Source organism: Chthonomonas sp., from assembly GCA_016788425.1.
In the GTDB taxonomy this organism is placed as follows: Bacteria; Armatimonadota; Fimbriimonadia; order Fimbriimonadales; family Fimbriimonadaceae; genus JAEURQ01.
The window spans coordinates 342949-360143 of sequence record JAEURQ010000003.1 but is presented as its reverse complement, the minus strand read 5'-3'; the positions used below and the strand labels follow the sequence as shown (position 1 = coordinate 360143).

General features: G+C 61.1%; 18 protein-coding genes. 6 read left to right on the top strand and 12 right to left on the bottom strand.

Annotated features, from left to right (window positions below; translation table 11 throughout):
* Window positions 1–3: 3 nt before the first annotated feature.
* Genes JNJ45_09010 through JNJ45_08990 form a run of 5 tightly spaced genes read left to right on the top strand, consistent with a single transcriptional unit; the run spans window position 4 to window position 4427 of the window.
* On the top strand, window positions 4–1071 hold the full coding sequence (locus JNJ45_09010) for a class I fructose-bisphosphate aldolase (protein MBL8048809.1): 1068 nt from the start codon (window positions 4–6) through the stop codon (window positions 1069–1071).
* 3 nt (window positions 1072–1074) lie between these two features.
* On the top strand, window positions 1075–2040 hold the full coding sequence (locus JNJ45_09005; GenBank protein ID MBL8048808.1) for an alcohol dehydrogenase catalytic domain-containing protein: 966 nt from the start codon (window positions 1075–1077) through the stop codon (window positions 2038–2040).
* The gene (locus JNJ45_09000) at window positions 2037–2432 is read left to right on the top strand and encodes a cupin domain-containing protein (GenBank protein ID MBL8048807.1); all 396 of its coding nucleotides are present in this window, start codon (window positions 2037–2039) and stop codon (window positions 2430–2432) included. The genes JNJ45_09005 and JNJ45_09000 overlap by 4 nt, the downstream gene beginning before the upstream one ends.
* Before the next feature lie 8 nt (window positions 2433–2440).
* Entirely contained in the window at window positions 2441–3661 is a 1221-nt protein-coding gene (locus tag JNJ45_08995; GenBank protein ID MBL8048806.1) for a M48 family metalloprotease, read from the top strand.
* A 16-nt stretch (window positions 3662–3677) separates the two neighbouring features.
* Complete coding sequence (locus JNJ45_08990) at window positions 3678–4427, top strand: creatininase family protein (GenBank protein ID MBL8048805.1); 750 nt, start codon at window positions 3678–3680, stop codon at window positions 4425–4427.
* On the opposite strand, the gene JNJ45_08985 is transcribed toward JNJ45_08990, so the two are convergent.
* From JNJ45_08985 to JNJ45_08945, 9 genes are all read right to left on the bottom strand, one after another.
* Window positions 4424–5044 carry a hypothetical protein gene (locus tag JNJ45_08985; protein ID MBL8048804.1) on the bottom strand — a complete coding sequence of 207 codons (621 nt, stop codon included), beginning with the start codon at window positions 5042–5044 and terminating at the stop codon, window positions 4424–4426. The genes JNJ45_08990 and JNJ45_08985 overlap by 4 nt on opposite strands.
* Before the next feature lie 95 nt (window positions 5045–5139).
* Complete coding sequence (locus JNJ45_08980; GenBank protein ID MBL8048803.1) at window positions 5140–6279, bottom strand: trypsin-like peptidase domain-containing protein; 1140 nt, start codon at window positions 6277–6279, stop codon at window positions 5140–5142.
* Between the two features lie 54 nt (window positions 6280–6333).
* A complete protein-coding gene (locus JNJ45_08975; GenBank protein MBL8048802.1) occupies window positions 6334–7290 on the bottom strand; it encodes a PEP-CTERM sorting domain-containing protein in 957 nt (318 codons plus the stop codon).
* A 13-nt stretch (window positions 7291–7303) separates the two neighbouring features.
* Window positions 7304–8500: a hypothetical protein gene (locus tag JNJ45_08970; GenBank protein ID MBL8048801.1), complete on the bottom strand. Its 1197-nt coding sequence runs from the start codon at window positions 8498–8500 to the stop codon at window positions 7304–7306.
* The gene (locus JNJ45_08965; protein MBL8048800.1) at window positions 8497–10104 is read right to left on the bottom strand and encodes a DUF1573 domain-containing protein; all 1608 of its coding nucleotides are present in this window, start codon (window positions 10102–10104) and stop codon (window positions 8497–8499) included. The genes JNJ45_08970 and JNJ45_08965 overlap by 4 nt, the downstream gene beginning before the upstream one ends.
* 54 nt (window positions 10105–10158) lie before the next feature.
* A complete protein-coding gene (ftsY, locus tag JNJ45_08960) occupies window positions 10159–11028 on the bottom strand; it encodes a signal recognition particle-docking protein FtsY (protein MBL8048799.1) in 870 nt (289 codons plus the stop codon).
* Between the two features lie 3 nt (window positions 11029–11031).
* The gene (locus tag JNJ45_08955) at window positions 11032–12999 is read right to left on the bottom strand and encodes a 2-oxoisovalerate dehydrogenase (protein ID MBL8048798.1); all 1968 of its coding nucleotides are present in this window, start codon (window positions 12997–12999) and stop codon (window positions 11032–11034) included.
* Window positions 13000–13081: 82 nt separating this feature from the next.
* Complete coding sequence (locus JNJ45_08950; protein ID MBL8048797.1) at window positions 13082–13582, bottom strand: hypothetical protein; 501 nt, start codon at window positions 13580–13582, stop codon at window positions 13082–13084.
* Window positions 13583–13605: 23 nt separating this feature from the next.
* Window positions 13606–14163 carry an RNA polymerase sigma factor gene (locus tag JNJ45_08945; protein MBL8048796.1) on the bottom strand — a complete coding sequence of 186 codons (558 nt, stop codon included), beginning with the start codon at window positions 14161–14163 and terminating at the stop codon, window positions 13606–13608.
* A 150-nt stretch (window positions 14164–14313) separates the two neighbouring features.
* Here JNJ45_08945 and JNJ45_08940 point away from each other — a divergent pair, with 150 nt between their 5' ends.
* Entirely contained in the window at window positions 14314–14685 is a 372-nt protein-coding gene (locus JNJ45_08940; GenBank protein ID MBL8048795.1) for a hypothetical protein, read from the top strand.
* On the opposite strand, the gene JNJ45_08935 is transcribed toward JNJ45_08940, so the two are convergent.
* From JNJ45_08935 to JNJ45_08925, 3 genes are all read right to left on the bottom strand, one after another.
* Window positions 14682–15425 (bottom strand): ABC transporter ATP-binding protein, encoded by a 744-nt coding sequence (locus JNJ45_08935; GenBank protein MBL8048794.1) that lies wholly within the window; start codon window positions 15423–15425, stop codon window positions 14682–14684. The two genes, JNJ45_08940 and JNJ45_08935, sit on opposite strands and share 4 nt — an antisense overlap.
* On the bottom strand, window positions 15422–16711 hold the full coding sequence (locus tag JNJ45_08930) for a TolC family protein (protein ID MBL8048793.1): 1290 nt from the start codon (window positions 16709–16711) through the stop codon (window positions 15422–15424). The genes JNJ45_08935 and JNJ45_08930 overlap by 4 nt, the downstream gene beginning before the upstream one ends.
* Window positions 16712–16773: 62 nt before the next feature.
* Entirely contained in the window at window positions 16774–17187 is a 414-nt protein-coding gene (locus tag JNJ45_08925; GenBank protein MBL8048792.1) for an OsmC family protein, read from the bottom strand.
* Between the last annotated feature and the right edge of the window lie 8 nt (window positions 17188–17195).

Sequence of the window (17195 nt, the reverse complement as noted above, 5' to 3'; positions counted from 1 at the left end):
CCTATGGCGCTCATCGATGGCATTGTTTCGCAGCTCGGGGATCAGGCCGATCACCTTTTGAACCATAAGGCCAAGGTTCCCAAGGACACCTTGCACCTTCCTGGCCCGGATTTCGTGGACCGCATTTTCTGTCCGACCGACCGTTCGCCGCGCGTGATGGGCGCGATGCAGCAGCTCTTCGGCACCGGTCGCCTCGCAAACACGGGCTACCTGAGCATCTTCCCGGTGGACCAAGGCATCGAGCACTCGGGCGGCGCCAGCTTCGCCAAAAATCCGATTTACTTTGACCCGGAAAACATTGTCAAGCTTGCTCACGAGGCCGGTTGCAACGCCGTCGCCTCCACGCTGGGCGTTCTCGGATCGGTCAGCCGCAAATACGCGCACAAGATTCCGTTCGTGGTGAAGGTTAACCACAACGAGCTGCTCACCTACCCGAACAAGGCCGACCAAATCATGTTTGCTCAAGTGGAGCAGGCCTGGGAAATGGGTGCCGTCGCCATCGGCGCGACCATCTACTTTGGCAGCGATAACAGCGGCCGCCAAATCATCGAGGTCAGCGAGGCATTCCACCGCGCGCATGAGCTCGGCATGGCCACGATTCTTTGGTGCTACCTGCGCAACGACGAGTTCAAAAAGGACAAGGATTACCACCTTTCCGCCGACCTCAGCGGCCAAGCGAACCACCTTGGCGTGACGATTGAGGCCGACATTATCAAGCAAAAACTGCCCGAAAACAACGGCGGTTACAAGGCTCTGAACTCGGGCGGATCGAGCTACGGCAAGCTCGATGAGCGCATCTACAGCGAACTGACCACGGATCACCCGATTGATCTCACGCGCTACCAAGTGCTGAACTGCTACATGGGTCGCGCCGGGCTGATCAATTCGGGCGGCGCCAGCGGCGCCAACGACTTTGCCGAGGCCGCGATGACCGCCGTCATCAACAAGCGAGCCGGCGGCATGGGCCTCATCTCGGGTCGAAAGGCGTTCCAGCGCCCCTTCGAAGAAGGCGTCAAGATTCTGAATTCGATTCAGGACGTTTACCTTTGCGATGAAGTCACGATCGCCTAAGGCGTGAAACCGACCACTCAACGACTTGCCCGCTACCTAGGTGGCGGGCAAATTGCCATCGAGACCGCCGGGGTTCCGGAGTGTCCGCCGGGCGGCCTTTTGCTGCGAACCGAGGCTTCGGGTTTGTGCTCCGGCGAGCTGATGGCCTGGTACATGGACCGCAAGATCCCCCATGTTTTGGGCCACGAACTCGCGGGCATCGTCATCGAATCCGACGCGGCAGAGTTTCCTGTCGGCAGCCGCGTAGCCCCGCACCACCACGCGCCTTGCCTGGCATGCGACATGTGCCGGGCCGGGCAGTTTGTGCATTGTCCCACGTGGAGGGCCACCAAACTCAACCCCGGCGGCATGGCCGAATTTGTGGCCGTCGAAGCGCGTTTGCTCGCGGATTGCCACCGCGTGGATGACCTCGCGGCGCAGGACGCCGCGCTGGTGGAGCCGCTCGCGTGCGTCATGAAATCGCGTCGCCGCGCGCGGTGGTCAACCGCAGATCCGACGCTCGTCATCGGGCTCGGCGTGATGGGCCTTTTGCATTGCCGTGCTTGCCCCGGAGCGGTCGGAACCGACCTCAGTCCGGCCCGCCGAGAGTGGGCGACTCGCCAAGGAATTCCGACTGAGGTGAGCGGCAAGTTTGATGTGATCTTCGTTTGCCCCGGCACTGTTGCCGCGCTCCAAACCGCCGTAGAGCATGCAAATCCCGGGGCGAGAATCGTGATGTTTAGCCCCTTGGGACTGGGAGATAACGACAACTTCTCTCTTGACAGCCTCTACTTTTCCGACCTGGAACTCATCACCAGCTACAGTTGCGGCCCGAACGACACCACCGAGGCCCTAGATACCTTACTTCGGCCCGGCCTGATCCGCGCCGAGCAGGTCGTCAGCGACTTCATCCGACTGGACGAGCTTCCCGCGGCGTATGACAAGATGAAGCAAGGTGAGATTGTGAAGCCGATGGTGATGTTCACGTGATCAAGCGAGCCGAAGAACGCGGCTGGGAGGGAGTGCCGACCGACGAGTACAAAAACGAGCCCGGCACGTGGATGAATGTCACCCGCGAGGTGCTGTTCAATTCCCCAGAATCGGGATTCGAGACGCGCTACTTTCGGCTCGACGCGGGCGGTTATTCCAGCTTCGAACGGCACCAGCACGAGCATTGCGTGGTGGTTCTGGACGGCGCGGGCGAGGTCCGTCTCGACAATACCTGGCACCAAATCGGCCCGCGGGACGTAATTCATGTCATGCCGGGCCAACCGCACCAGTTTCGGGCGGGCGAGCACGCCCTCGGCATTCTCTGCATCGTCGACCGCCATCGGGACCGTCCCGAGTTGCTAGGGAACGATCCGAACGACCGAACGTCTTAACCTCCGACATGCGCAAAATCGCCCTCCTCGCCCTGGTGGCCGCTCAAGTTTCCTTGACGGCATCGGCGAGCGCGTGCGCTTGTGGCCAACTTCCCGAGTTTGTGACCGGTATTCCGGCGTTCCTCACCGACGACAAGGTCCAACCGACCAAGGCCGATAAGGATGCCGAGCGTCACCGGAACGACCTGAAAAAGGACGCCGAACTTGGCGCGAAGTACGCCGCCGAAGCGCTCAAGGAGCTGAAGCCCACCAAGCGAGCCGGGCTGCTCGAGCGCGTCCAGCGAATCGGCAACCGCCTCGCGGAAATCGCAAACGCCGAGGCGGTCCAGGTCACCTGGGGCGACAAGCGCCTGAACCCATTTCAGTACCACTTCTATGTGGTCGAGGGCAAAGAGGTCAACGCCTTCAGCCTTCCCGGCGGGCACATTTTCGTTTTTGAAGGGCTGATTGATTTCGCCGAATCAGACGATGAACTCGCGGGCGTCATCGCCCACGAAATCGCTCACGCTTCGTTTCGGCATATCGCGACGTTGCAGCGCGAGCAAGAGAAGCTCGGCGCGATCACCTTTCCGCTGATTCTTTTGAGCCTGCTGTTGGGCGGCGAAAGCGGCACCAGCGGCGTGGCGGCGGGTCAACTTTATAACCAGGCTATGGGCAGCGGCTGGAGCGTCCAAGCCGAAAAGTCAGCTGATTTCGGCGGCCTTCAATACATGCTGCGCAGCCCCTACAAACCGCTGGGCATTCTCACGTTTATGGAGCGGCTGGCCTTCCGCGAGCGAAAAAGCAGTCGCATGGACTGGGGCATTTACCGCACTCACCCGCCCTCACGCGAACGAGCCAACGATCTTGTCGCAGACCTGGAAGAAGCCGGTATCGCGATGAGCCGAAGCCAGGTAAGTACAACCCTAAGTCTGGAAAGTTATCCAAATGATGACGGCACTGTAAGCCTGAAATTCGCTCAAGTGGTCATCGGGAAGCTCGCTAACGACCCCGCGCGCATCGAAGGCATTCGCCGCCGAGTGAATACGTTCATGGATACCGTGCCGCGACTCTTCGATCTCAGACTCGACCGGGGCCAATTGCTGGGCCGCGGCCAACGGCTCTTTAGCCTGACCGAAGCCGACGCCAAAATCGTCGGGAAAAACGTGGAGGACGCGACCACGCAGATCATGGATGGCATGAAGCGCGCGGTCTTCGAATTGAATTACCGCGTTTGGGACGCCAACTGAGCGTCATAATCAGGGCATGATCCTGGAAACGATGACCAGCGGCGAGGTCGCCGCGCTCGACCGCAACTTGGTGGTCGTCATTCCCACCGGCTCGCTGGAGCAGCATGGGCCGCACTTGCCGCTCTTCACCGACTCGCTCTTGGTCACACACGTCGCCCGCGCGGTGGAAGCCAAACTTCCCGAAAAACTCCTCATCACGCCCACTCTTTGGCTTGGCGCGAGCGGCCACCACCTGGCGTTCGCGGGCAGCCTCTCGGCCACGCCGCACGCCTACATGGACCACATCGCCAGCCTTGTGCAAGCGCTTACGCAACACGGGTTTTACAAGTTCTATGTGCTCAACGGACACGGCGGCAACACCGAACTGAACGGACTTGCGCTAAGAGGACTCAAGGAAGCCAATCCCGACCTGCAAGTGGGCCACAGCGGCTACTTCGCGTTTGCCGCCGACGCAGTTGCGCAAACGCTTTCAGGACCGCTAAAGGAGATCAAGCACGCCTGCGAGGCCGAGACCAGCATGATGATGCACATCCATCCCGAACTCGTGCGCACGGAAAACTTGGTGGATGATGGTTTCTATTGCGATCCGCCGGTGCGAGGCATGATCTGGATGTTCGACCAGCAGACCGAAGGCGGGTCGTTGGGTTACGCGACCCTCGCCACCGCCGACAAAGGCAGGATCCTTTTGGATGCGGCGATCAACGGAATCGTGCAAGAACTCGGAGCCCTGGCCGATGGCGTTGCCCTCGTCGAACGTCCGCGTTAGCTCTTGCGAACCAGCGAAACCCGCCGCCGATTGATCACGCCGTTGTAGGTGTTGGTCGAGGCGTAGGTCGTCAGTTGCTCATCCCATTTCCAACTGCGCATCAGTCCGTTGGCGGAATCCAGAACCAGCGTCCCGCGACCCACCACCGAAGCGCGTGTTCCCTCGCCCATCAGCTCGCAGCGGAGCTCGGCGGAGCCGCTCGCCACTCGGACGAGGGTCCACGTGAGTTTTGCGCCCGATGACAAGCCCGGGTAAGTCGCCGCGTGAGTCCACGTGCCTCCGCTTCGCACGGCTTTGGGCGAAAATTGGATCGCGCCGAACGGAATGGTGCCATTGACCCACGGCAAGATTTGGGTTGACGAAGCAGCCACCAAGCGGGGCTTTTGCAAGCCTAACGCAACCTCAAGTTGGCTGGCGGTTTTGGCGCGCACCTGCACCACGCTGCGCGTGGGGAATGCCGGAGCCCCGGCCAGTTGGTCGGCCACGTTCAGCTCATATTGCAAGGTCTTGCCGCTAGGCACCGACGTTCGAATAAGGAATCCCTGGGCGGTTGGGCTCACCTGAGCAAAAACCGTCGCGGTAGCCATTACGCCGACCAAGCAGAGAGTGCGCTTCATCGGATTCCTTACTGCGCAACTTCCGTGCCACCCACAATCGGGCAACAGAAAACCTGCCGGGTTCATGCGAACCCGGCAGGCGAGAGGGGCGAGTGTTAGCGTCCGAGGTCGGCCAGCGTCACCGTCGCGGTTTGCGTGCCGGCAGCGGTCCAAAACTTCAGGCTCACCTTGTCGCCCGGCTTTTTGTCCGCCATGATCTTGTTGTAGTCAATCGGATCCACCATCTTTTTGCCTTCGAGTTCAAGCAGGATCGTCAGGTCCTTCATGCCCGCCTTGGCCGCGGGGCTGTTGGCCGCAACATCCTGCAGGACAATGCCTTCGCTCGGCGGCTGGGCGCCCACCATCTGCTGAATGCGCTCGCGGATTCCCGGTCGAGCCAGCAAGCCCGGGCGATTGACCACGACTACACCGAGCTGACCGTACTTCGCGCGACCAAACTCAATAATGTCGTCAACCACACGCTTTACGCGGTCGGCGGGAATCGCGAACCCAATCCCCACGCTGCCACCACTCGGCGAGGCGATCGCGGTATTGATCCCGATCAGGTTGCCGTTCGCGTCAATGAGCGCGCCGCCCGAGTTACCCGGGTTGATCGCGGCATCGGTCTGGATCGCGCCGACGAGGTCGCTGCCTTCGGTCGGCAGAGCCCGACCCAGCGAACTCACCACGCCCACGCTAATGGTGTTTTCAAACCCCAACGGGTTCCCGGCGGCGATGACCCATTGCCCAACTTCTAAGGCTTTGGCATCGCCGACACTCGCGGGAACCAGGTTCGGCGCCTCAATCTTCAGCACCGCCAAATCGCTGCGCGGATCGGTGCCGATGACCTTGGCCGGGTAGGTTTTGCCATCCGGAGTGTGCACCTGAATCTCGCTGGCCACATCTTGCTTGTTGGGCCGCACCACGTGGTTGTTGGTGACGATGTAGCCCTTGCCGCTGACCACCACACCCGAGCCTTGGCCGCCTTGCTGAACGCGGTCGCCGAACCAAGTTTCGGCGTAGCCCATGGCGTCAATGCTCACGACGCTTTGCAAAATCTTGCGACTCGCGGAACGAAAATCCGGCGCGCCACTCGTGCCGCCGAGCGTCTCTTCGCTCACCAATCGGGCCGGCTGCGACTCCACCATGCGCCATTCCGTCGCCTTGGTGTTGCGACCTTCAAGCGTCTTGTACAGGCCGATGGTCGTGCCGCTGATTACAGCGATTCCCGCGAGAATCAAAAGAGCATTCTTCATGATGTTGTTTCCTACACCACCACTACGAATTTCGTTCCCGCTAGGTCGCCCGACCTAGTTCCGACGACGTCGCAATAGCAAGAATGCGCCCGCCATCACCGCGACCATGGAACTGGGTTCCGGCGCGATCACGGTGACGAAGTCCACAAAATCCTCGGGCATGCCGTTCAAGTAAGTCGCCGGTACGAAGCTCATGATCGAGGGGTCCCACGGCTGCAATTCGTACCGATTCGGGGTGGAGAACGAGATATTACGCATGGAGTAGATCAGGTCGCCGTGCCCAAACGCGTTAGCCACAATCGGACCCGTGCTAAACACATAGCTCCAGTTGACACCGGTTGAGAATCCCCCACCCGCAAGCGCCGTATAGAACACCGATGGCACATTGGTGTTTCGGGTGATGTTGAATCGTGATCCGGATGAGATAAGACCCTTATATTCATCGGTGCTTGAGGTCGTACCCAGTACAGTTGTCGCCGTCAAGGCGGTGCCGTTATAGGTTTGCAGAATGTACTCCCAACTGGTGGAGACCGGGCGTCGAGCCAGACCATAAAAGTAGTTGTTCGGCATCTTGATAAAGTCGATCCCGACGTAACCAGTGGTCAAGGTCCGAAAAGTTTGGAGACCGCCGCCGGTGGCCGAATACTCGGCGAACTCGCTGGTCGATCCGTAGGCACCGGAGACCAAAAGGTTGCCATTCGCAGCGATGGAAATGTGGGTATAGCCCGAGCTCGAGCCCAGCGAAATGCCGCGCTTATACTCGCCCGTGTTGTAATCGAAAACCGCGATACCCTTGCCCGAGCCATGCAACACGTAGGCTTCGCCCAGAACCGGGTTGGTCGTCATTGCGCGAGCGCCGATGAGTCGGCCGGCGCCGAAGCTACCGAGCGGAATCATGCGTTCGGCGTCGAACCGATAGACCTCGGTGGCGCGCAGGGCCATCCCTAATTCGAAGCTGGCTTGGCTCACCACGGCCGCCGCCAGAACAACACAACTCAATGCAAATCGCATAGCGTTTTATAACCTATTTCGGGCGTCCGTGCTTAATTTTCTGCCAGTAACTGTCGAAGTTGAACGCGGGGCTGTGGTCGGGCACATGACAAGTCTGGCAACTTTGCGGGCCGGCCTTGGCGAGCTTGTAGACCTTCGGCTTTTTGGCGTGGTCGCGCGCCGGACCGTGGCAACTTTCGCAGCCGACGTGTTGCAATTGCGGCGTTTTCGCCACGCTCACGAAACCGGTGGTTTTGTCCTTACCCACCACATGGCACTTCACGCAGTCCGGATCAAAGTCGTGCTGCTCCTTTTGCAGCGTCACAAACGCCTTGCCGTGACCGGTTTTTGTCCACTGATCAACAATCTTGGTATGGCAGGGCGCGCAGGCTTTGCTTCCGGCGAAGGCCGCCGCATGCGAGCGCGGCTCCTGCGCGATGAGATTTTCCCCTTTGACCCGCGCGAGGTAGCGCGCCATCACTCGGCTGACCGCGGAATCGTCGGCGAACTCTGGCCCGAGCGCGAACGACTTGTAGCGCTTCGCAGTCAGGTCAAGCCGACCGACATACTTGCCGCGCTCACCGGTTCCGACCACCATCACGCCGCCGACATTTTTGGCCTCGGGCGAGCTACTCGGGTAGCAGACCACCTTGAGTCCGGTTCGATTGGCCGCGAACGCGCTGGCCGCTTCCAGGTCGCCATCAAACATCACGAGAATTGGGTTCTCGCCCGCGGCGGAGCTCAGCTGAGTCCAGGCCGTCCCCGGATCGCCGAGACGGGGACTGATCGCCCCGATCGTCCAGCCCTTCGCTTCTTGAATCTGCGTCACCGCCGTGCTTTGCGATTGAACGAACCGGCCTCCGCTCAGGCTGTTGGCCGCCGCCAGCACGGGGCCGTCGAGCTTCATGTCCCCGGCCATCAAACCCATTGCGTCCACCTGAGCGGCGCGGCCAAACTCCGCCATTGCGTCAAGTTTCAATTGGCTCTGGCGCAGAGGGTCTTTAATGAACGGCCCAAGCTCGACGGTGAGATCATCGGCCCCGCGCTGTTGACGCAGAAGGGTGGCCTTACGGCGAATGCCGCCGGTCATCGGCTTGACGCATCCGCAGGGTTCGAGGTAGCCGCTGGTGTTGCCGCCGATCCAAATGACGGTGGCCGCAGGTGCCGCCGGACGCCATCCCAGCGCCGCCGCGAGCGCGGCCAACCCCAGCACTACGACGCCGAGCTTCATGGGACGAACGCCGTGTATGGCACGAGAATCTTGGGCTGCTTCGGGTCGTCGGTCACGACCGTGATCACGCCGTTCACGGTGCCCGGCGTCTTGCCCGGAACAATCTTCGCGCTCAAAGCAAACTCGGTGGCCGCGCTCGTCGGTGCCGCGGGAACGGTGACAGCCTTGTTGTCCGACGAAATGCTCTTGATTCGGAACGGCTTGCCGGGTCGCGAAACGGTAAACGGCATCGTGCGCGGCAAACTCACTTCGCCAAAAAATACGGCTTGCGGTAACGCCACGATCCCTTTTTGAACTTGAAAAGTGTAGGTGAGCGTGCCGAACGTGGGGTGGTCGGTCTCGACAATCAGCGAGAGCGGAGCGCGCCCAGTGGGGATGCTCGGCGAAATTAGCAACGTAAGGCGGTAGCCTTCGCGCTCGCGAATCGGCTCGCCAATCTCGGGGTCGGCCATCGAGCCGCGCCATTCCTGGTCGCTCACCTGGGCCGTCGCCCCCGCGACCTCAACGGACTTGATCTTGAACTGGCTCCCTTTGCCAAATGCCAGGAAAACATCTTGCACCAAGCCGTTGTCGGGCACGAGCTCCACGGGCGCGCCGTTAGGCCGAAGGAAGCGATACACCGGCTCGATGTCCATTTCGACGGGCACCGTCACGGCGGGGCGCTCGGGGTCGTTGGTCACCAGCAGGAGCTTCTTGCGAAATTTCCCGGCGAAGGCGGTGGAGTCGGCGGTGAAGCGGGCGATCTCGGTTTGCCCCGGCTTTATGGTGTTGTTGTAGCTGAACTTAAAACAGCCGCAATCCGGCACGATGTTGATCTGCAAGTCGACATTCCCGTTGTTCGTCACGGTGATGGACCCCGGAACAATCGTGCCCTGAATCGTGTTGCCGAGCTGCTGGACTTTGGGCTCGATGGCGAGCTCGGGAACCGCCGGTATCACGCGCGTGCGCTTGGCGACGTAACCCCGCAATTGGCTGGCGACCACGAGGTTGCGGTTGGCCACGCTCCGGCCCGGCCCAAAAAACTGGTGACGAATCTGGTTAAATCCGCTCGCCCGCGACGTCGCGCCCTGAACTTGACTCTCTTCGGCCACGCCAAGATAGGTGCCGACAGCAAACAAGACTTCGTTGTAGATGGAGATGCCATCCAAGGGCGATTTATCGGAGCGCGTGGTGCGCAGCACCGTCTCTAGGCGGGGTTGGGTCGCGTCCATGCCGAACAGCTGAGCGACAATTTTGGGTTCGCGACTATCGGGGTCGCGTCCAAGATCGGTCGAAAAGGTGATCAGGATATTCGGCTTGGCCGCGACGGTCCTGAACTTCACCTCCGGGAATCGCTCGCCGCAATGCTTCAGCGCGTCGGCCAGCGCCTTTTGCCCGGCGGGCCGGGTGTCGGCGGGGAGATTCTTCCAGTCCACGGCTAGCGTGATGCTCGGGCTCGGCAACAGCGCGACCGTCTTGGCGGCCCCGGCAAAATCGCCGGCGCTCAGCTGTCGCTGAGTCTGAATCGCGGCCCTTTGAAACTCGGCGTGCGAGCCAACCGGAAGCAGCGGACCAAGCGTCGGAGAAACTTGGGTTTGAACCAGAGCGAGGGCGAGCGCAATCATGGATGTCCTACGAGTTTGAACGATTCTCGCGAGAGATGGGTTCGGGCGATCGCGTCAATCGAAGAGCTGGGCGGCAAACTCGGACGGCACAAAATCGCGCAGATCCTCGGCGCGTTCGCCGACGCCAATGAGCTTGATCGGAATCTTAAACTGGTCGTAGATGCCCAGCAGAGCGCCGCCACGCGCGGTGCCGTCGAGCTTGGTGAGCACCAAGCCGGTGACGCCCGCTGCCGCTGTAAACTCCTCGGCTTGCCGGATCGCGTTTTGGCCGGTGTTCGCATCGAGCACCAGCAACACTTCGTCGGCGGGGCGACCTAACCCCTTTTCGAGCACGCGCGTGATCTTAGAAAGCTCCTCCATGAGGCTGCCTTTGCTGTGCTGGCGACCCGCCGTGTCGGCGAGAACGTAATCCGCGCCGCGGGCCTTGGCGGCCTGAATCGCGTCGAAAATCACCGCTGCGGAATCGCCGCCTTGCTGCGCTTTGATCACCTCGCTGCCGGTTCGCTCCGCCCAAATGCTGAGTTGCTCCACCGCCGCCGCCCGGAACGTATCGCCTGCGGCGAGCACCACCTTCTTGCCTTGCCGAGTCAGGCGTTGCGCCAACTTGGCGATGCTGGTGGTCTTGCCGACGCCGTTGACGCCCACAAACAGATACACCGTCGGGCGGGGTCCCACTACCAAACGGGCCTCCTCGGTCTGCGTAAAGCGCGAGGCGATGGCCGTCTTGAGGCGCTCGCGCATGGCGAGCGGATCGGTGATCTTTTCGTCGCGAACGGCCTTCCGCAATTCGTCGAGGATCGACGTCGCGATGTTGATGTTGGTGTCGGCGGTCAGTAGCGCTTCCTCCAGTTCGTCATAAAGCTCATCATCGATGACGCCCCGCCCGAGAAGGCGGTCAACGGACTGAAGAAAGCGCTTGAACATTCCTTAAGCCATCGTGGTTTGGATGGCTTCGACCACGCGCGCGGTGTCCGGCAGCGCGGCGTATTCGTAAATCGGGTTGTAGCCGATATGCACACCGCCACGCGAAACCACCATCGGCGGCGCGAGGAAGAGGTTAAACCGTTCGGGCACGCTCACCATGTTAGCGACAATGCTTTCGGCCATGCCGCAGGTCTTGGTGTCCTCTTGAATGACCACGAGGCGACCCGTTTTTTCGAGCGACTTCGTCACCGTGTCGTAGTCAAACGGCACGATGCTGCGCGCGTCAATAATCTCCACTGAAACGCTGCCCGCGAGCTGCGTGGCGGCTTCTTCGGCCAGTTCCAGCGTGTTGCCCCACGTGACAATCGTCACGTCGCTACCCTCGCGGACGACACGCGCCTCGCCAAAGGCCAGCGGCTCGATCTTGCTCACGTCCACACGCTTGCGGAAGATGTGCTTCGGCACGAAAATGAAGCAAGGATCGTCGCTATTCATCGCCGTCCAGAAGAGCGCGGCGGCATCTTCGGGCGTGCTCGGAATCGCGATTTTGAGGCCCGGCGTGTGGGCAAAGTAGGCTTCGTTGGACTGCGAGTGCCACAGCGAACCGCCCGGTAGGTACGCGCCGTACGGGGCGTAAACCAGCATCGGGCACTTCCATTCGCCGAACGAGCGCCAGCGGAGCGTGCTGATGTTGCCGACGATCTGGTTCCAGGCCGGTTCGAAGAAGTCCACGAACTGGAGCTCGAACACTGGCTTCATGCCGTAGGCGGCCATGCCGACCGCGACGCCGAGAATCGTGGCCTCGGCGAGCGGCGAGTTGAAAACCTGCTTGGGGAACTTCTCACTACAACCCGCGGTGAGCTTGAACACGCCGCCCTTGGGGTCTTCGATGTCCTCGCCAAAGAAAATCACGTTCGGGTCGCTTTCCAGGGCCTTGTGGAAGACCTTGTTGATCGCGTCAACCATGGTTTGCGGACCGGTTTCGATCGGCGGGCGCTCGGGCAACACGTCTTCGCCCCACGCGTGCAGCATCACTTCGCTGGCGAGCGGGTCCTCGGCTTGTTCGGCGCGCAAATAGTCGGCGTCCACTTCCTTGACGATCTCTTCTTGCATCGCGACAAACTTCTCTTCCGTCAGTTCGCCGGCGGCAATCAGCTCGTCCTTCAGCAGCTTAATCGGGTCGCGATCGGCCATCGCGGCGATCTCGTCGAGGTCGCGGTACACGCGGTGGTCGTCCGAACTGGTGTGCGATGAAAGTCGGTCGAGGTCGCACCACAGAATCGTGGGGCCGTCGCCGCGGCGAGCCTTGGCAATCGCGGCTTCGCTGGCCGTGCGGACGTCGTCCACCCGGCGACCATCCACCTTCACGACGTGCTCCTCGCTGAGGATGCCACCGATGGCGTGGGCGAAGAACTTCTCGGTCGGCGTCGAAATGCCGTACTTGTTGTCTTCGATCACAAAGATCACGGGAAGCTTTTCTTGGATGGCGAAGGCGATGGCTTCGTAGTATTCGCCTTGGCGGCTGGCGGCGTCGCCGACGCTGGCCACACAAACCGCGTCCTTGCCGCTCAGGCGCATGGCCCAAGCCGTTCCGCATGCCGGCAGCAGCGAGCCGCCGGTGGGCGTGCAGACGCTAAATACGTTGTGCGCGCGGCTACTGTAGTGGCCGGGCATTTGGCGACCGCCCGAACCGCTCTCGCGCTTGGCCAAGTAAGCCAGCGCCAGATCGTAGTTGCTCAGCCCGCGCGCGAGCATCAAACCGCGGTCGCGGTAGTACGGGAAAATCCAGTCGTCCGGTCGCAGGTTGTACTGCATCGCGGCCAGTGCTTCATGACCCATTCCGCTGACTTGGAACCAGCCTTTGCTTTGGCGCAACAGGATGCCTTCGCGGCGGTCGCCTTCGCGCGACAACATCATCAGGCGAAGAAAATCGAGTTTGGTAGTGGAGGCTTGACCGGAAATGGCGGACATAGTGTGTGGGTCTCCTGCTCGTCGTTGAGCAAGTCACCCTAATTATGACAGGTTGACCCCCGGGAATCCCAGACTGGCGAATTTACTGGCCCTGGATTTCGCCCTTGACGGTGATGCCCATTCCGCTCCGATCAACCTTGGGATCGCCCGCCGCGTTGCGCGATTTTTGTTTGCTCACATAGATCAAAGGCTGGGTCTGATCCTTCACGTCGTCAATGTATTTGCCGCCAAACGCGGTGTTCAGAGCGTAGCCGTATTCTCCGGCGGCGGCACCCGGGCGTTGCAGTTTCTTGATCGCCTGACCGTCGGCCAGATCGTTGGTTTTGATGCGGCTCTCGATCGCGTCCATCCAACCACTCGCCACCGGAAACTGGCCTTCGCTCTCGTGATACAGCATGAGCGCGGCGAGCATCGCCTTCAGATTTTCGGTGTCGTCCGAGCGGTAGTTGTGCTTCTGCTGCTTCTCAAAGAGCCCGTTTTTATAGGCGACATACGCGTCGGGCCCAAAGCGGAACCCCACATAGCCGAACACCGCCAGCGCGACGCCAGCGGTGATCAACCAACCCTTTTTTCGCCTCGTCATCCTTGGGTAAGGATAACCGAAACTTAATGCACCGTGTCCACGAGCAGGCTGCGCAGCATGTGCCGGGCGCGATGAATCCGGCTGCGCACCGTGCCGAGAGTCGTGCCTTGCATTTCGGCGATCTCGGTGTAGCTAAAACCCTCGATGTCGCACAACCGAATGGCTTGACCATAAGGCTCGGGCAACTTGTCCAGGGCAGCCCGCACGGCCGCGATAGATTCCGAGCGCATCACATCTTGAAGTGGGTTGTCGGCGGGATTCGGCACGCTGATCTCGACCAGTTCTTCGTCGCCTGGCGATCGGCGCTGCAACAAGCTATCGGCGCGTCGAATCGGATTGTCGCGGCGACGCAGGTCCAGGTTGTGGCGTTGCACAATCCGCAGAATCCAGTTGAGAAACGGACGATCATCCTGGTAGCTATCGAACTTGCGCCACGCCTTGACGTAGGCGTCCTGCACCAAATCCTCCGCCTCCGACCGATTCCCGGTCAGCTGAAACGCGAGGTTCAGGGCTCGCGAGTAAGTCTCCGAGCGAAACTTTTCGAATCTTAAGTGGGGAGAATTCTGAGTCAGCGTGGACATGTTCTATCACCTGATACTGATATATTGTATCCGATCATATTAGTCTGTCAAGGGCAAACCCCATATTTCTACGAAATTCATATCATTATGCTGGCAAAAATACTAGGTCATGCGGCACCGGGTTCGAATCAGACGTCCTGAATGTAGACTATGGAGATGCGCTTCCTGCTGATCAGCAAGGATCCCGAGGTGGTGAAAGCCGCTCAGGATGCCTTTGAGCGCATTGGCAAACTCGAAGTGTTCGAAAATTGGGAAGAGGGCCTCAACGCCAGCGAGGGCACTGACCTGATGTTTGTGGACATCTTGGCCACCCTAAAAGACGCGCACAAGATTGCGGGGTACGAGGCGTTCGCCCACGCCAAAATGGCGCACGACGTCGCCCGCCATGTAAAACTGATTCTCATCGCCGAGCCGCCGGGATACGACCTGGACTTTATGGCCGGTTGGCCAGACTTCCTTTTCGCGCGTCTCCCGCGTCCCATCTCGCCGAAGATCCTCCTTCGGATGAGCACCTACGTTTAAGTCGCGGCGACCGCGTCGGGGTCCGGCATGCTCGCCAGCACTTCCTGCGCGTTGATCGGCTTCTCCACCCGTTCATCAATCTGCACCAGGCCATCGCGGAACCGGATAATCCGGTTGCAGTGCTGGGCGATGTCTTCTTCGTGGGTGACCAGAATCACGGTCGTTCCGGATTTGTGGAGGTCCTGAAACAGCGCCATGATCTCCTCGCTCGTCCGCGAGTCGAGGTTCCCCGTAGGCTCGTCGCCGAGCACAATCGAGGGCTCGTTCACGATCGCCCGAGCCACCGCCACACGCTGCTGCTGACCGCCGGAAAGCTGGTTCGGCTGGTGATCGAGTCGCCCGCCGAGGCCGACGCGCTCGAGAGCGCGGGTCGCCAGCTCGGCGCGGTTCCTTTTGTTGGCATAAACCAAGGGCAGGGCCACATTGTCCAGCGCGCTGGTGCGGGCCAAAAGCTGGAAGTTTTGGAACACAAACCCGATGTACTTGTTGCGGATTTCGGCCAGCTCGTTGTCGCTGAGGTTGGCGACGTTGCGGCCGTCAATCAAGTACTCGCCCGCGGTCGGCCGGTCGAGGCACCCGAGCATGTTCATGAAGGTCGATTTTCCGCTGCCGCTCGGCCCCATAATGGCGACCATTTCGCCCGGGAACAGGTCAATATCCACCCCCCGGAGGGCGCGGATTACGTTGTCGCCCATGGTGTAAGTTTTGGTGAGTCCGCGGACGCTGCAAACGGGGTTCATGGGCGTGAAGCTTCTCCAGGCAGCGGCTCGCCGAGCACAAGCGAAAGGCGAATGTCGCTGATCAACGTGTCATACGAGGCCGTGACGTAGTTCGATTCAGCCGTGGCCAGGCTCACCTGCGCGCTCTGAATCTCCAAAATGTTGAACTTTCCGAACGCCTGCGCCTTCACCGCCACATCGTAGTTCTGCTCGGCGGCTCGCAGCGCAAGCTCGGCCGAACGGAGCACCAGCCGGTTCTGAGCATGGGCTTTCGCGGCGGCTTCCACTTCCGCGCGCACCGATCGCTCTTGCTGCTTAAGGCTCTCCAGCAAGGCGAGGCGATTGGCTTCCTGCACCTGGACGAGCGACCGGGTGGAGAATCCGTCGAACAGCGGCACCGTCGCCGACACAACCAGCGCCGCGCTGTCGCTGACCTCGCGGGCAAAGCTTCGGTTGCCGCGGACATCCACTGCCCACTGCACGCCTCGGTTCAGTTTGGCGTTGGCCAGGTTCGCATCGACGCTGCGAACCCGTTCGCGAGCCGCCAGCAGGTCGGGCCGCGACTTGAGCGCGTAGTCAGTCAAGGCGCGCAGGTCCAGGTCGCCGCGGACCGGGCCGGGCTTTCCGCTGTTGTCGAGCGCCGGAAGGTCGTCCTCGCGATCCCAACCTATCGTCGCGCCGAGGCTGGCCGTCGCGTTGGTCAGCGTATTGGTGCCGATCAGCACGTTGGTTTGCGCGTTGAGATAATCGGCCTCGGCCTGCAAAATGTCTTTGCGGGCGCCCGCGCCGACCTCCTCGCGTTTCACCGTGAAATCGTATTGCTGCTTCGCGCGGGCCTCTTGCTGCGTGTAAACCCGAATCAGTTCTTGCGCGCGCAACGCATCGAAAAATTGGTTGACCACCGAAAAAAGCGTGGTCCGCAACGTCTGGCGAGTGCTCGCCACCGTGCCGCGAGCGTCGGCTTCGGCGCCGCGCAGATTGTTGCGCCGCGCCCCGTTATCCAGCAATCGAAAACTCGCGTCGAGTCCGGCCGCCGTGCCCGTGCTGCTGTTGCGACCCGCCGTGCTGAACTGCCCGGTGTAGGTGCGCGAGGAGCTCGCGGACCACTCAGCGGTGGCATTGAGGTTCGGCAAGAACGCGCTCCGCGCGACCCGCACCTGCGCCTCGGCGCCTTGCACCTGCGCTTCCGCAGCTCGGATATCGCCGTTGCGTTGGCGCGCCATTTGCAACGCCTCCTCAAGCGTGAGAGTTTGCGCTCCCGCCAAGCACGCGGCGGCCAACGCCGCCAGACCAAACAACCTTTGCATCGAAAACTTCATACGTACTTTTTTCCTAGCCGTGGGCGCAAAGGCCCACCTAACCTAGTCCGTTACTCGACCACGCACTCGGCGTGAACCGCCGGCGATTCGCGCAAAGTCGCGAGCACGGCGCAATACTTCTCCTCGCTCAGCTGCACCGAACGTTGCAACGCGGCCATGTCAATGTTTTCGCCGCTGACGATGTGCCGCACCGTGATGCTGGCGTAGGGCCGAGGGAACACTCCTTCCGGGCCGCGCACGCCATCAATCTCCACGCGGTAGCTCGTCACCCGCTGCTGCTTTTTTTGCATGATCGAGATCACGTCCATCGCCGAGCACGCGGCGAGCGCGCTGAGGAACGCTTCGAGCGGCGTCGGGCCGTGGCCTTCGCCGCCGGAATCGGGATATGCATCCATGTGAAGCGGGCTTCCGCTCGGGGGCAACGCCTCAAAGTGCAGGCCGCCGCGCCAGGTCAGTGTGGTCATGCCTTGAG

Bases quoted from the DNA above. Each gene is read 5' to 3' on its own strand.
- JNJ45_08980 (MBL8048803.1), bottom strand. From the start codon at position 6,279: ATGAAGAATGCTCTTTTGATTCTCGCGGGAATCGCTGTAATCAGCGGC.
- JNJ45_08970 (MBL8048801.1), bottom strand. From the start codon at position 8,500: ATGAAGCTCGGCGTCGTAGTGCTGGGGTTGGCCGCGCTCGCGGCGGCG.
- JNJ45_08950 (MBL8048797.1), bottom strand. From the start codon at position 13,582: ATGACGAGGCGAAAAAAGGGTTGGTTGATCACCGCTGGCGTCGCGCTG.
- JNJ45_08945 (MBL8048796.1), bottom strand. From the start codon at position 14,163: ATGTCCACGCTGACTCAGAATTCTCCCCACTTAAGATTCGAAAAGTTT.
- JNJ45_08955 (MBL8048798.1), bottom strand. From the start codon at position 12,999: ATGTCCGCCATTTCCGGTCAAGCCTCCACTACCAAACTCGATTTTCTT.
- JNJ45_08975 (MBL8048802.1), bottom strand. From the start codon at position 7,290: ATGCGATTTGCATTGAGTTGTGTTGTTCTGGCGGCGGCCGTGGTGAGC.
- JNJ45_08990 (MBL8048805.1), top strand. From the start codon at position 3,678: ATGATCCTGGAAACGATGACCAGCGGCGAGGTCGCCGCGCTCGACCGC.
- JNJ45_08925 (MBL8048792.1), bottom strand. From the start codon at position 17,187: ATGACCACACTGACCTGGCGCGGCGGCCTGCACTTTGAGGCGTTGCCC.
- JNJ45_08995 (MBL8048806.1), top strand. From the start codon at position 2,441: ATGCGCAAAATCGCCCTCCTCGCCCTGGTGGCCGCTCAAGTTTCCTTG.
- JNJ45_08965 (MBL8048800.1), bottom strand. From the start codon at position 10,104: ATGATTGCGCTCGCCCTCGCTCTGGTTCAAACCCAAGTTTCTCCGACG.
- JNJ45_08985 (MBL8048804.1), bottom strand. From the start codon at position 5,044: ATGAAGCGCACTCTCTGCTTGGTCGGCGTAATGGCTACCGCGACGGTT.
- JNJ45_08930 (MBL8048793.1), bottom strand. From the start codon at position 16,711: ATGCAAAGGTTGTTTGGTCTGGCGGCGTTGGCCGCCGCGTGCTTGGCG.
- JNJ45_08940 (MBL8048795.1), top strand. From the start codon at position 14,314: ATGGAGATGCGCTTCCTGCTGATCAGCAAGGATCCCGAGGTGGTGAAA.
- JNJ45_09010 (MBL8048809.1), top strand. From the start codon at position 4: ATGGCGCTCATCGATGGCATTGTTTCGCAGCTCGGGGATCAGGCCGAT.
- JNJ45_08935 (MBL8048794.1), bottom strand. From the start codon at position 15,425: ATGAACCCCGTTTGCAGCGTCCGCGGACTCACCAAAACTTACACCATG.
- ftsY (MBL8048799.1), bottom strand. From the start codon at position 11,028: ATGTTCAAGCGCTTTCTTCAGTCCGTTGACCGCCTTCTCGGGCGGGGC.